Below are 12,938 nucleotides of genomic sequence, written 5' to 3'. Positions count from 1 at the left end.
ATCTGGGATACATCCTGCGCTTTTCTGGCAATCTGCTGTCAGAGATTCCATCTCGTTGTGCAAAATGCTTACTTGATTCCAAATTGGAATGGATTTTGGAAAAACTCTCGGAAAAAATGGGACTTTTCTTGGGGGATAAAGGGTAGTAAGATGAAGAAAAGGAATGGGAAAAGACAAACATAGAACGGAACCAGGCAGGGAAGTTGAAATGAAAGGAGAACCTCAATGGACGAGAAAGACTTTGAGCTGCTGGAAGTGCTGGATGAGACACGGAACATCACCCATGCGGCGGATAAACTCTATATGACCCAGTCGGCGCTGTCCAAGCGGATCAAATCCATGGAGCAGGAGCTGGGGGTGGAAATTCTGCTCCGCTCCCGGCAGGGCATCCGCTTTACCCCGGCAGGAGAAAAGGTGCTGGAGCACAGCCGTGCCGCCCTCAAGCAGATGGAGCAGCTGCGCCGCGGGCTGGACGCCATGCAGGGCGAGGTGTGCGGCACCCTGAAAGCGGGCGTGTCGGTCAATTTTTCCTACTACCGCCTGCCGGAGGTGCTGACCGAATACCACAAAAAGTATCCCCGTGTCCGGCTGGATATTGCCACCGGGCACAGCCGCCACCTTTACCAGCAGATGCTGGACGGTACGCTGGACATTGCGGTGCTGCGGGGCGAGTACCCCTGGGACGGCACGCAGTTCCTCCTCTCACAAGAGGATATCTGCCTGATCTATGCCCGGGAGTATGAGGGAAAGCCGCTCTCGGATTATCTGTATATCGACCACCAGACCGACGCTTCGCTGGGGGCCCAGATGGCCCGCTGGCGGTATGAGAATGGCGTGACCGGGGATACGGGCAGCTTTGTGGTGGACAATATCACCGCCTGTCTGGAAATGGTCAAGCGGGGCCTTGGCTGGGCCCTGATGCCGGAAATCGCGCTGGACAATTTTGATGGCTGTGTCCGGCCCTGCACGTTTGAAAACGGCGAGCCGTTCCTCCGCCGCACCTACATTTTCTGCCAGCGGGATGCCGCTGCTCTGCCGCAGGTGCAGCTGTTTATGGACATGCTCAAGAAAAAACGCTGAGAGGAGAAAATTTTCATGGAACAAGAAGTATCCCTCATCCAGATGCTGGATGCCCGGGAGCGCCGGGTCTGGCACCAGCAGGAGCTACTGGGGGCCTATGGCAAGCCGCTGGTCTGCTTTACCATGAACATTGCGGGCCCGGTCAAGGATTCGCCTCTCATCCGCCGGGGCTTTGCCCGGGGGCGGCAGCTGCTGGAACGGCAGTTTTTGCGCTGCGGCATCAAACCGCTGAAAATCGACCTCAGCAAGGCTGTGACGGGGCCAGAGGCTTTTTATGTGCTGGACGCGGAACCGCTGACCATCAAGAAACTGACGACATTGGTGGAGGACGCCAGCCCGCTGGGGCGGCTGTTTGACATGGACGTCCTCCGCCCGGACGGCAAAAAAGTGGACCGGGAAGAATTGCATCTTGAGGGCCGCAAATGCCTCATCTGCGGCGGGCCTGCCAAGGTGTGCAGCAGCCGCCGGGTGCATCCCGTAGCCGAGCTGCAGGCCCGGACGACGGCGATTCTTACCGAGACGATGGATACGCTGGATGCCGCCACGGCTGCCCGGCAGGCGGTGCGGGCCCTTTTGTATGAGGTGACCACTACCCCCAAGCCCGGCCTGGTGGATCGCCGGAACAGCGGCAGCCACACCGATATGGATTCGTTTACCTTTATGAGCAGCGCGGCCTCCCTCTACCCTTATTTTGAGGCCTGCACCCGGGCAGGGCGGAAAACAGCGGACGGCCCGGCCCCGGAGACCTTTGCAGCCCTCCGCCCGCTGGGCTGCGAGGCTGAGGGCGAGATGCTGGCCGCCACCCATGGCGTCAATACCCATAAGGGGGCTATTTTCTCCATTGGCATCGTCTGCGCGGCGCTGGGTCGCCTGGACCGTGCCGTCTGGGCCGACCCGGCCCGCGTGCTGGCGGAAGTCTCGACCATGACGGCCGGGCTGACGGCAAAAGACTTTGCGGGGGTCACGGCCGAGAATGCCGTTACCGCCGGGCAGAAGCTCTATGTGCAGTACGGCATTACCGGGGTGCGGGGGCAGGTGGAAGCAGGTTTGCCCGCCGTGTTGGAGTTTGGTCTGCCCGCGCTGGAAAAAGGGCTGGCCGCAGGATACAGCCTCAATCAGTCCGGCTGCGGGGCGCTGCTGGCGATCATTGCCAACAGCACGGATACCAACCTGATCGCCCGCAGCGACCGTGCCACGCAACTGGCCGTGGTGGAGGAGCTGAAAGCCCTGCTGGCCCGGACGCCTTACCCGGACGAAGCCGCTCTCCGCGCGCTGGATGACCGCTTTATCGCGGCCAACCTCTCGCCCGGCGGCAGCGCTGACCTGCTGGCGCTCTGCTACCTGCTCCATTTTTTCAAAACGGAGGTACTGGAAGATGTCTGAATACACCCTCTCGCAGGTGTCGCCCACCGATAAAACCACCCTGGCTGAGATCGACGCCCTTTTGCAGAAAGAGGGCATCCGCCGGGACGGCAATCTGGATTATATCTGTGCCATGTTCGATGAGGATTACCACGTCATCGGCACGGGCAGCTGCTTTGGCAACACCCTGCGGTGCTTTGCCGTCAGCAGCGACCATCAGGGCGAGGGCCTGCTCAACCAGATCATCACCCACCTCATTGAGGTGCAGTGCGCCCGGGGCAACCTCCACCTGTTTTTGTACACCAAGGGTAAAAGCTCCAAATTCTTTGGGGACCTGGGCTTTTACGAGATCGCCCGGGTGGAGGATACCCTCGTCTTTATGGAGAACCGCCGGGATGGTTTTGGTGCCTACCTGCGCGGCCTCGAAAAGACCAAAACCGAGGGCAGATCTGCCGCGCTGGTCATGAACGCCAACCCCTTTACGCTGGGGCACCAGTATCTGGTGGAAACGGCGGCTGCCGCCTGTGATACCCTCCATCTGTTTGTCGTCAGCGAGGACGCCAGCCTGGTGCCTTTTGCAGTCCGCAAGCGGCTGGTGGCCGAAGGAGTGCGGCATCTGTCCAACGTCGTTCTGCACGACAGCGGCCCCTATATTATCTCCAACGCCACGTTCCCGAGTTATTTTCTGAAAGACAAAACCGCCGTGATCGAGGGCCACGCAAGGCTCGACCTGGCCGTTTTTACCAAGATCGCGGCGGTATTGAATGTGACCGCCCGCTATGTGGGTGAGGAGCCTGCCAGCCAGGTGACGGGCCTGTACAATCAGATCATGAAAGAGCAGCTGCCCAAGGCGGGCATCCACTGCATCATTGTGCCCCGTAAACAGGCCGGGGGAAAGGCCATCAGCGCCTCCACCGTCCGCCAGTGCCTCCAGAACGGCGATTGGGAGTCCCTGAAAGCCCTCGTCCCCGCCACGACGCTGGAATATTTCCGCAGCCCGGAGGCTGCCCCGGTGCTGGCACGGATCCAGAAAGCGGGCAATGTGGTGCATTACTGAGAAACTCCCCGGAAAAGAAGCGGCAAAAAAAGCGCCGGAGCCCGTTGACAGACCGGCGGGACATCGCATATAATAGAACCGATAAAAGGGAGTAAGGGGTGTGCCGCGGACCCGGAGCGGTGCACTGCATGGCAGCGTCAGCACGGTGGAAACACCCGATGTCATGTGTTCGCTTGAGACTTTTGTCACAGTGATTTTTGGCTGTGGCAGGGGTCTCTTTTTTTGTTTCCTGTCCGCAGCCTCCGGGGCCTGTTTTTGGGAGGAAACAAAATGGAGTTTCTCACAACATTCGCCAGCCTGTTTTCCAATTTTGGAAATCTGACCTGGCAGATGGTGGTCATGTGGGCGGTGGGCGGTCTGCTTATTTATCTGGCCATCGCAAAACAGATGGAGCCAAGCCTGCTGCTGCCCATGGGCTTTGGTGCCATCCTCGTCAACCTGCCTCTCTCCGGGGCCATTACCCAGGGGGAGACCGTGGGGCCCATCACGGAGCTGTTCCGTGCGGGAATGAGCAACGAGCTGTTTCCGCTGCTGCTCTTCATCGGCATTGGTGCCATGATCGATTTCGGCCCCCTGCTGGAAAAGCCCTGGCTCATGTTCTTTGGGGCGGCGGCCCAGTTCGGCATCTTTTTCACCCTGTTCGCGGCAGGCTTCGTCTTTGAGCTGAACGATGCCGCTTCCATCGCCGTGATTGGCGCGGCGGACGGCCCCACGGCCATCTTTGTGGCAAACGTGCTGGGCTCGAAATATCTGGGAGCCATCATGGTGGCGGCCTACAGCTACATGGCGCTGGTGCCCATCGTTCAGCCGCCGGTCATCCGGCTGGTGACCACCCGGAAAGAACGGCTCATCCGGATGCCCTATGAGAAAGGCCATGTCAGCAGGCTGACCCGCATTCTGTTCCCCATTGTAGTCACGGTCATCGCCGGGCTGGTGGCCCCGGCCAGCGTGGCGCTGGTGGGCTTTTTGATGTTCGGCAACCTGCTGCGGGAGTGCGGTGTCCTCAACGCCCTGAGCGAGACGGCGCAGAATGTGCTGACCAATCTCATCACCATCGTGCTGGGGCTCACCGTGGCCGGGCAGATGACGGCGGACCAGTTCGTCCGGCCGGATACCCTGCTCATCCTGGCGCTGGGGCTGGTGGCGTTCGTGTTCGATACCATCGGCGGCGTGCTGTTTGCCAAGCTGCTCAACCTTTTCCTGCCGGAGGGCAAAAAGCTCAACCCCATGATCGGCGCGGCGGGCATTTCCGCGTTCCCCATGAGCGGGCGGGTGGTCAACAAAATGGGGCTGGAAGAGGATAACCAGAATTTCCTGCTCATGTATTCCATCAGCGTCAATGTCTCAGGCCAGATCGCTTCCGTCATTGCAGGCGGGCTGCTGCTCACCCTGCTGGGCGCGTGAACAAAGGAGGAAAAACATGCTGCATTTACTTTCGTGGGAGACCACGCTGCCCATCCTGCTCATCGGGATGCTGGGCATCTTCCTGGTCATCGGCGTTATTGTGCTGGCGGTGACCCTGCTGGGGAAGTTTACAAAGTAAAAATAAAAGAGGCTGTTGCACCATTTTGCAACAGCCTCTTTTGTTTTGCAAATCAGGTCTCAGGAGCTGCTTTCACGGCATTCAAAAAATCCCGGATCTTCTCGACCTGGATCTGAGCCACGGCCCGGCCGGTCTCATAGACGCGGCGCAGCTGGGCGGGGTCCCGCTCCATGGCACCGATCTCCAGCGGGATGGGCGGGCGGATGACATAATCCTTGCCGGCCTGCTCCAGCATCGAGATGTAGCTCAGGGTCTCGTTATACCGCTCATGGCGGTCCGCCACAGCCTCCACAAAGGCGGGGTAGCGGAAATATTTGGCCCGGATGGCGGGCAGGAGTTTGTTCTTCTTTTTGGTGTAGCCCTTGGGCTGGGTCAGGATGATGAGATTGCGCTTGTACCCGATGGACTCAAAGAACCGCACCGGGATGGAGTCCGCCACGCCGCCGTCCAGCAGGCCGTAATGGCCGATCTTGACGATCTTTGCCGCCAGCGGCATGGAAGCCGAGGCTTCCATCCAGCGCACATCCTCGGCATCGCCCTTGCGGCACTTATGATAGATGGGCTCGCCCGTTTTCACATCGGTGCAGACCACAAAGAAATCCATGGGGGAGGCGGCAAAGGCCGCCTCGTTGAACGGATCCAGCTTTTCGGGCACCTCGTGGTAGCAGAACTGCTCACTGTACAGGTTGCCCGTTTTGACCAGATTTTTAAAGCTGGCGTAGCGCTTATCGTTGCAGTACTCGGTGTTGTAGCGGATGACGCGGCCGATCTGGTGTGATTTGTAGTTGCAGCCAAACACCGCGCCGGCCGACACGCCGATCGCACCGTCGGTCACAAGGCCGTTCTCCATCAGAACGTCCAGCACGCCCGCCGTGAACATGCCCCGCATGGCACCGCCTTCCATGATCAATCCTGTTTTCATACGGGTCCACTCCTTCTCCCCAGCGGCTGGTTCGTTGCAAAACAGCCGCACCCTGTTGGCCGGGGCAGCACAGAATCCCCCGGCTGATTGCTTCCAGTATACTCGAATTTTTCCAGAAAACAAGCCCGCAGGCCGGAAAAATCGCCCCCGGACGCAAAAGAACAATCAAAGTCATACTCTTTGGAGCTAAGACTGAAATTCCAAGCGCTTTTTTGTCAAATTTGGGTATAAAACACCTTGCAAACCCCGGGTGGTTCCGGTATACTTGGTAAAATAAAAATTGAGAGTCACAGGAAAAATTTGAGAGTCACTGGGAGGAACGTGCAGAGTTATGAAAATGCTGGAAGATCGCATCCGCAAGGACGGCATTGTCCGCGAGGGCAATGTGCTCAAGGTAGACAGTTTCATCAACCACCAGATGGACATCCCACTGTTCAAGGAGATGGCCCGGGAGTGGAAGCGCCTGTTTGATGGCAAGCCCATCAACAAGGTGCTCACCATCGAGGCCAGCGGCATTGGCATTGCCGCCGTGGTGGCCAGCGAGTTCAACGTGCCGGTGGTGTTTGCCAAAAAGTCCATGAGCATCAACCTGGATTACGATAACTACGAGACCAAGATCCAGTCTTTTACCCACAAGAAGATCTACAACGTCATCGTCTCCAAAAAGTTCCTCACCCCGGAGGACCATGTCCTCATCATTGACGATTTCCTGGCCAACGGCTGTGCCCTGATGGGCCTGCTGGAGCTGGCACAGGAGGCCGGTGCCACCGTGGAGGGCATCGGCATTGCCGTGGAAAAAGGTTTCCAGCAGGGCGGCGAGCTCATCCGCAGCAAGGGCTACCAGCTGGAGAGCCTTGCCATCGTGGATGCCATGGACAGCAAGACCGGCGAGATCACGTTCCGCGAGCAGCCGCAGCAGAGCTGAAAATCCAGCAGCACATGTTATCCTATCCGCAGGACCGCTTCGGCGGTCTTTTCTTTTTGCCCTGATTCAGGCCCCGTCAAAACTGTCGCCATCTTCAGGCAGGTCGGCGGCAGTCTCCGCCGTGGGGGCTGGCTGCTCCGGGACGGCGGCGCGGGGGATGCCTTTGGATACCAGCGTCTGTTCCAGAACCTCGGCGCAGACGGGAGCCGAGAGGCTGCCGCCTGCCGTCGTCCAGCTGTGGGGCTCATCCAGGCAGACCAGGCAGAGGAACCGCGGGTCGTCGATGGGGGCCACGGCCACAAAGCTGGCAATGCGGGCCTTTTCGTCGGCGCTGTCCAGCTTCTGGCTGGTGCCGCTCTTGCCGCCCACCCGGTAGCCCGCGATCCGCGCGTTCCGCCCGCCGCCGTAGAGGACGACCGCCTCCATCATCTCCCGCATGATCTGGCTGGTCTCGGGCTTGAGCACCTGCCGTTTGCAGACGGGGGAGAGGGTCTCTATGACCTCGCCCTCCGGCCCTAAAATGGCATCCACCACCCGGGGCTGCAGCAGCTTCCCGCCGTTGACCACGGCACAGACCGCCGATGCCATTTCCAGGTAGGAGATCTTGCTGCTCTGCCCGAACGCGCAGGAGGCCAGCTCCACCGGGCCCATCCGGTCAGCGGTGTAGTAGAGGCTCTTTTTCGGCTCGGCGGGCAGGTCGATGCCGGTGGGCTCCCGCAGGCCAAAGGCTGCAAAATAATCACAGAACGCCTCTTTGCCCAGCCTTGCCCCGATCTGGATGAAGCTCTGGTTGCAGGAGTTTTCCAGTGCCTGGGTCACGGTCTGGGCCCCGTGGCGCTTGTGGTTGGCGCAGTGGAACCGGGTGCCTGCTACCGAGATGAACTCCCCGCAGTAAAAGCTGGAGCTTTTGGAGATGGCCCCGGCGTCCAGCGCTGCTGCGCAGGTGATGAGCTTGAAGACGCTGCCCGGCTCGTATAAATCGCTGACGGCCTTGTTCCGCCACTGGGTCTGCTGGGCCAGCTGCAAAGCTGCCTTGCGCTCGTCGCCGGTCAGGGCGTCCACCATGCTCCGGGCGGCCTTGTCGGCCAGCACGCGGGGCTGGTTGGGGTCGTAGGAGGGGGTGGTGGACATGGCCAGCACGGCCCCGGTGTTCACGTCCATCACGATGCCTACGGCCCGGGCCGCGACGTGATGCTCCCGGACGGCATAGCCCAGCGCGTTCTCTAGGTAATGTTGGATGTTGGTGTCGATGGTCAGCCGCAGGCCGTCCCCCTCGGTGGGGAAGCGCTCGGTCTCATAGCTTTGTTCCAGCGTGTAGCCCCAGGCGTTGACGGCGGTGAGCACCACGCCGTTTTCCCCGGTGAGCAGATCGTCGTATTCCAGCTCCAGCCCCGAGACACCGGCGTTGTCCACATTGGTGAAACCCAGCACCGAGGCCAGAAACTCCCCCTGCGGGTACCAGCGCCTGGAGTCCTGATTGATCCGGATGCCGGTGATGCCGTTCTCCTCGCAGAAATCCCGCACCCGGTCGGCCATGGAACGGTCCACCCGGTAGCGGAGCAGGCAGTCGTTGGAGCGCCGCTGGCTGAATTTTTCCAGCAGGGCGGCTTCGTCCAGCTCCAATATTTTCGCAAGGCCCTGGGCGGCAAGGCCGAGTTTTTCCTCCGGCATCTCCCGGGGCGAGGCCCGCAGGGTCCAGCAGCTGCTGTTGGCGGCCAGCAAAACGCCGTCCGCACTATAGATACGGCCCCGGTCCGCCGGGACGACGGTATCCCGCAATTGCTGGCCCAGCGCCCGCTGAGTGTACCAATCAGAGGCGCGCAATTGCAGCCAGAACAGACGGAACGCCAGCCCGGCGGCCACGGCACAGAACAGCACGGCCACCAGCCGTGCCCGCTGGCGGAATGCCCGCTCGGGCAGGGTGCGCGGACCGGACATGAACACCACCTCCTCCTGCCACTCTATGCGGGGCAGAGTGACTATTATTCGCCATTCCTGCGTACAATAAGTACCCGGGAGGAACTGCCGATGCTGCACAATGAAACGATACGCCCCACGCCCCGCCACAGGCTCCGCCTGCCTCTGCGGCAGCTGCCTGCCCTGGACCTGCCTTTTCTGGTACTGGTGCTCACGCTGGTGGGCTTTGGGCTGGTGATGCTGGCCTCTGCCTCCAGTGCGGTGGCTCTCTACCGCCGGGGGGATGCCTGGGCCTACCTGCGCCCGCAGCTGCTATACGCGGCGCTGGGGTTGGTGGGCCTGTGGCTGGCCAGCCGGGTGGATTATCATCTTTTCCATAAGCTGGCCTGGCCGCTGCTGGCTCTCTCCCTCGTTTTGCTGGTGGCCGTGCTCTTTATGCCGGAGTACAACGGCTGCAAGCGCTGGCTGGTGCTGCCCGGGCTGGGCACGCTGCAGCCCAGCGAAATTGCCAAATTCGCGGTGGTGCTGGTGTTCAGCCATGTCATTTCCCTCAACCACGACCAGATGAAACGCTTCTCCGTGGGCGTGCTTCCCTTTGCGCTGGTGCTGGGGGTGGTGGCGGCGCTGATGCTGCTGGAGCCGCACCTTTCGGGCACCCTGCTGATCCTGGGCATTGGAGCCGTGCTGATGTTTGTGGGCGGTACCGGGCTCAAGTGGTTCGTGCTGGCAGGCGTGAGCGGGGTGGCCGCCATCGGGGCGGCAGTGGTCATCATGCCCGACCTTGTGCCCTACGCCGCCGACCGGCTCAATTCCTGGCTGGACCCTTTTGCTGACCCGCTGGGCGACGGCCACCAGACCATCCAGAGCCTGTATGCCATCGGCTCCGGCGGGGCTGCCGGGCTGGGCCTGGGCAACAGCCGCCAGAAACATCTGTTCGTGCCAGAGCCCCAGAACGATTTTATTTTTTCCATCGTTTGCGAGGAGCTGGGCTTTGTGGGGGCCTGCGCCGTGGTGGGGCTGTTCGTGCTGCTGCTCTGGCGGGGAATCACGCTGGCGGCCCATGCGCCCGATCGTTTCGGGGCACTGCTGGTGGTCGGCTTCACGGTGCAGGTGGCCCTGCAGGCCGTGCTGAACATGGCCGTTGTAACCAACACCATCCCCAACACAGGCATCAGCCTGCCGTTTTTTTCCTCCGGCGGCACCAGCCTCATGATGCTGCTGGGCGAGATGGGGGTGGTGCTTTCCGTCTCAAGAGGGGAAACGTGAAAATTCCTCTGTTTGGCTCCCCTGATAGGATAGACTCCCTCCGGCCGGAGGGAGATGTCGCGTTAGCGACAGAGGGAGGACGGCTGGACGTGCCAGAGCGCGGCCTGAGAGGTTGAATTTTAAATAAACTGGAACAAATGACGCACCAAACTCTTGTGGAATCAGACGGATTGACATTCCGCGCTCCCTTTGCATAGCCTGTGGTATCTTTTGCGGAATGGGGGCTGCGTATATGGCACAGAGCGCGGAACAGATCGTGGTAACGGGTGGGTGGCCTTTGAACGGAACGGTCCGCATCCCGGCAGCAAAAAACAGCGTACTGCCGCTTCTGGCGGCCGCGCTGCTCTGCCAGCGGCCGGTCCGGCTGCGGGGCGTGCCAAGGCTCTCGGACGTGGAGTGCAGCCTTGCGCTGCTGCGGGGCGCGGGCTGCACGGCCCAGTGGCAGGGCAGCGATGTGGCGCTCTCCGGCAGCCCGGTCCAGAGCACCCTGCCGGGGCAAACAGCGGCACAAATGCGGGCTTCCATTCTCTTCTGCGCGCCGCTGCTGGCACGGCTTGGCCGGGCGGAGACCGTGCTGCCCGGCGGGTGCAGGATCGGCTCCCGCCCCATTGACCTGCACCTGACGGGTCTGGCGCGGATGGGGGTGCAGGAGCTGGACGCCGGGCCGGGGCGGCTGGTGCTGCTGGCTCCCTCCGGCCTGCATGGGGCAGAAATCACCCTGCGGTTCCCCAGTGTGGGGGCCACGGAGACGCTTTTGCTGGCGGCGGCCTGCGCCCGGGGCCGCACCGTGCTGCGGGGAGCTGCGCGGGAGCCGGAGGTCGCAGACCTGGCCGATTTCCTCAACCGGTGCGGCGGCAGTGTGGAGGGGGCGGGAAGCTCCACGCTCATCATTGAGGGGCGGAGGGCGCTGGGCGGGTGCGTGTTTTCGCCCCTGCCGGACCGTATTTTTGCCTCCACGCTGGCCTGTGCGGCGGCCGCCGCCGGAGGCCGGGTGGAACTGACCGGATGCAGCCCGGAGCTCTATGCCCCGGTGCTGGAAATTCTGGCACAAATGGGCTGCCGGGTGGAGCGCGGCGGGGAGAGCGTGCAGGTGGCCCGGTTTGGGCGGCTGTATGGTGCGGGCCGGGTGTTCACCGGAGTATATCCGGCATTGGCCACCGATGCTGCCCCGCCGCTGGCGGCCGCCATGCTCTGTGCGGAGGGCGAAAGCAGTATTGAGGATGTGATCTTTGAGCGGCGGTTTGCCTGCGCGGAGGGCTTTGCGGCCTTGGGCGGGCGGGTAAATACGGCGGGCCGGGTGCTGCACATCCGGCCGGGTGGTGCACTGCGGGGTACACGCCTTTCTGCACCCGACCTGCGGGGCGGGGCCGCACTGGTGCTGGCAGCCCTGGCGGCACAGGGCAGGAGCCAAATCGGCGGGGTTGCGTATCTCGACCGTGGATATGCGGATTTTACAGAGATTTTGGCCTCTCTTGGGGCACGAATTTACCGAGAAACGAAGCCCGCGTGACCCCCGGTGAAAAAAACACCCCCCAAAACCCAAATTTGTCTTGCAATCGGAGCCAAAAGATGATACGATACTGTTATATAGTAGCAGTAATATGAGATAATCCTGCCCTTGTACACGGCGGGTGTACGATAAAATCCGATGGAGGACAAAGTTATGGCATTGATGCTCGACGAAGAAATGGACGAAAACGTTACGACGATTAAGGTAATTGGCGTCGGTGGCGGCGGCGGAAACGCGGTCAACCGGATGGTCAGCGACGGCCTGCAGGGGGTTGAATTCATCGCGATGAACACCGACCAGCAGGCACTGGCCAAGAACCATGCTGCCACCAAGGTGCAGCTGGGTTCCAAGCTCACCAAGGGCCGCGGCGCGGGTGCCGACCCTGAGATCGGCCAGCGCGCCGCCGAGGAGAGCAAGGACGAGATCGCAAACGCGCTCAAGGGCTCTCAGATGGTCTTTATCACTGCCGGTATGGGCGGCGGCACCGGCACGGGCGCGGCCCCTGTTGTGGCCGAGGTCGCCCATGACCTGGGCATCCTGACCGTTGGCATCGTGACCAAGCCGTTCTCTTTTGAGGGCAAGCGGAAGATGGGCCTGGCCGAGCAGGGCATTGCAAACCTGCTGATGCATGTGGACAGCCTGATCGTGATCCCCAATGAGCGCCTGAAGATGATCAGCCAGGAGAAGATCACCCTGATGAACGCTTTCCAGGCTGCGGATAACGTGCTGCGCCAGGGCGTGGAGTCCATCTCCGCCCTGATCAATGTGCCCGCGTTCATCAACCTGGACTTCGCCGACGTGCGCTCCATCATGAAAGACGCAGGCTACGCACACATGGGCGTGGGCAGTGCCAAGGGTGCCGGGAAAGCAGAGAACGCCGCCAAGGCTGCGATCTCCTCTCCGCTGCTGGAGACCAGCATTGCTGGTGCACACGGCGTGATCATCAACATCACTTCCAGCCCGGACATCGGCCTGGAGGATGTCGAGACCGCCGCGGGCCTCATCACCCAGAGCGCGCATCCCGATGCAAACATCATCTGGGGTACCGCGTTTGATGAGAACCTCTCCGATGAGATGCGCGTGACCGTGGTCGCCACCGGTTTTGACAACAAGGTGCCCGATGCTCTGCGTGCCAGCCTGAGCAATGCAGCCGGTGCGGCAGCTTCCACTCCGTCGGCTGTCTTCAGCTCTGACGTGGCAGCCGCCAACAATGCCGCAAAGCAGCAGCCTGCTGCCAACACCGCCAAGGTGGAAGAGGAGAGCAGCGACAACCGTTATTACGATGAGCTGCTGGCCATCCTGAACAAGCGCAAGTAAGCGGGATCTTCATTCAGAACAACAGAGCGCCCGGGAGGG

General features: G+C 61.4%; 11 protein-coding genes. 9 read left to right on the top strand and 2 right to left on the bottom strand.

Going from position 1 to position 12,938, the window contains the following annotated elements:
- The first annotated feature begins 225 nt into the window (after nucleotides 1-225).
- The 5 genes from C4N22_RS11075 to C4N22_RS11055 all read left to right on the top strand — a co-directional run bounded on the left by C4N22_RS11075 (nucleotide 226) and on the right by C4N22_RS11055 (nucleotide 5,042).
- Nucleotides 226-1,080, top strand: a complete 855-nt coding sequence (locus C4N22_RS11075) for a LysR family transcriptional regulator (protein WP_112116418.1) — start codon at nucleotides 226-228, stop codon at nucleotides 1,078-1,080.
- Between the two features lie 15 nt (nucleotides 1,081-1,095).
- Nucleotides 1,096-2,463, top strand: a complete 1,368-nt coding sequence (citG, locus tag C4N22_RS11070; RefSeq protein WP_112116416.1) for a triphosphoribosyl-dephospho-CoA synthase CitG — start codon at nucleotides 1,096-1,098, stop codon at nucleotides 2,461-2,463.
- A complete protein-coding gene (gene citC / locus C4N22_RS11065) occupies nucleotides 2,456-3,499 on the top strand; it encodes a [citrate (pro-3S)-lyase] ligase (protein WP_112149011.1) in 1,044 nt (347 codons plus the stop codon). The genes citG and citC overlap by 8 nt, the downstream gene beginning before the upstream one ends.
- A gap of 270 nt (nucleotides 3,500-3,769) precedes the next feature.
- Nucleotides 3,770-4,903: a sodium ion-translocating decarboxylase subunit beta gene (locus C4N22_RS11060; protein WP_112149010.1), complete on the top strand. Its 1,134-nt coding sequence runs from the start codon at nucleotides 3,770-3,772 to the stop codon at nucleotides 4,901-4,903.
- Nucleotides 4,904-4,919: 16 nt separating this feature from the next.
- A complete protein-coding gene (locus tag C4N22_RS11055) occupies nucleotides 4,920-5,042 on the top strand; it encodes a hypothetical protein (RefSeq protein WP_022256416.1) in 123 nt (40 codons plus the stop codon).
- A gap of 52 nt (nucleotides 5,043-5,094) precedes the next feature.
- Here the strand turns inward: C4N22_RS11055 and C4N22_RS11050 are convergent, their stop codons facing one another.
- Nucleotides 5,095-5,964, bottom strand: a complete 870-nt coding sequence (locus C4N22_RS11050; RefSeq protein ID WP_112149009.1) for a patatin-like phospholipase family protein — start codon at nucleotides 5,962-5,964, stop codon at nucleotides 5,095-5,097.
- A gap of 331 nt (nucleotides 5,965-6,295) precedes the next feature.
- Here C4N22_RS11050 and C4N22_RS11045 point away from each other — a divergent pair, with 331 nt between their 5' ends.
- Nucleotides 6,296-6,889: a xanthine phosphoribosyltransferase gene (locus C4N22_RS11045; RefSeq protein WP_022256414.1), complete on the top strand. Its 594-nt coding sequence runs from the start codon at nucleotides 6,296-6,298 to the stop codon at nucleotides 6,887-6,889.
- Between the two features lie 66 nt (nucleotides 6,890-6,955).
- Here the strand turns inward: C4N22_RS11045 and C4N22_RS11040 are convergent, their stop codons facing one another.
- Entirely contained in the window at nucleotides 6,956-8,827 is a 1,872-nt protein-coding gene (locus C4N22_RS11040; protein ID WP_112149008.1) for a peptidoglycan D,D-transpeptidase FtsI family protein, read from the bottom strand.
- Between the two features lie 90 nt (nucleotides 8,828-8,917).
- Between C4N22_RS11040 and C4N22_RS11035 the strand changes: the two genes are divergently transcribed.
- The 3 genes from C4N22_RS11035 (at nucleotide 8,918) to ftsZ (ending at nucleotide 12,899) form a co-directional block, all read left to right on the top strand.
- Entirely contained in the window at nucleotides 8,918-10,072 is a 1,155-nt protein-coding gene (locus C4N22_RS11035; protein ID WP_112149007.1) for an FtsW/RodA/SpoVE family cell cycle protein, read from the top strand.
- 232 nt (nucleotides 10,073-10,304) lie between these two features.
- On the top strand, nucleotides 10,305-11,582 hold the full coding sequence (locus C4N22_RS11030) for a UDP-N-acetylglucosamine 1-carboxyvinyltransferase (protein WP_242981013.1): 1,278 nt from the start codon (nucleotides 10,305-10,307) through the stop codon (nucleotides 11,580-11,582).
- A gap of 153 nt (nucleotides 11,583-11,735) precedes the next feature.
- Nucleotides 11,736-12,899 carry a cell division protein FtsZ gene (gene ftsZ / locus C4N22_RS11025; RefSeq protein ID WP_022256410.1) on the top strand — a complete coding sequence of 388 codons (1,164 nt, stop codon included), beginning with the start codon at nucleotides 11,736-11,738 and terminating at the stop codon, nucleotides 12,897-12,899.
- The last annotated feature ends 39 nt before the right edge of the window (nucleotides 12,900-12,938 follow it).

The sequence above is a fragment of the Faecalibacterium prausnitzii genome (assembly GCF_003287495.1).
Classification (GTDB): domain Bacteria; phylum Bacillota; class Clostridia; order Oscillospirales; family Ruminococcaceae; genus Faecalibacterium; species Faecalibacterium prausnitzii_I.
Note: the sequence above shows the minus strand (reverse complement) of the source record. Positions and strands in the feature narration are given on the sequence as shown.